Origin of the sequence: Gordonia amicalis NBRC 100051 = JCM 11271 (assembly GCF_000332995.1) — a bacterium.
GTDB classification, from domain to species: domain Bacteria; phylum Actinomycetota; class Actinomycetes; order Mycobacteriales; family Mycobacteriaceae; genus Gordonia; species Gordonia amicalis.
On sequence record NZ_BANS01000093.1, the window covers coordinates 1 to 718 of the forward strand.

The following is a 718-nucleotide window of genomic DNA, read 5'->3' on the forward strand; positions in this document are numbered from 1 at the left end:
ACACAGTTATAACCCCAAGAACCAAGGGGTCCCGCCGGTCATCAGCGTCATCAAGATTGACCCCGTACCCGGACAGGGTGTTGTCGCCACTGGTCTGTTCATCCCCAACGGCAAGGTACTCGGGGGAGCATCGCGGCACTATGGAGACGGCCGCGAATTTGACCCGAACTTCGCCCCCGAGAACACCCGGGTCTCGTACTTCATCGACTACGAGAACGGCATAGTGATTGCGCGGCAGAATCCGTCGGCCGATACGGTGGGGCAAGTCAGGACCGGCACGCCCAAGATGTCTGCTGCTCAGCTGCCAGACGGCACTGTGTTGATCAACTACGACGCCGCGGATCCACTTGCTCCTGGGCCGGCTGGTGACGCGGGGTGGAGGGTGCGCGGACAGACGATCGTGACCCCTGGCGTTGACGGTGCCCTGGTCTCGGGGGTTGCGACCGACTTCCCGTCGATGGAGACCTACCAGTACCTACCTGACGGCAAGACCAGGATCTTGCATCAAGACGACTCCGGCGACCACATCGGGTTAGGGCCGCTCGTGCATCTCCCGTTCCGCCATGAGTACGGGGACTATCAATGGGACTTGCAAGGATTTCCGAGAGAGAACAACCCCGAGCAAGTGTATGGTCCTCATCCGCCCGGCATCGAGGGGATAACGGACTTCGGATCGGCAGACAGTCCGCCTACCGTCAAAGGAGCCGCATGAGTGACG

The 718-nt window shown here is 61.1% G+C and carries 1 pseudogene; it reads left to right on the top strand.

Annotation, left to right across the window (positions count from 1 at the left end):
• A pseudogene (locus GOAMI_RS22285) lies at nt 1-712 on the top strand (hypothetical protein); the annotation flags it as partial.
• Nucleotides 713-718: the final 6 nt, after the last annotated feature.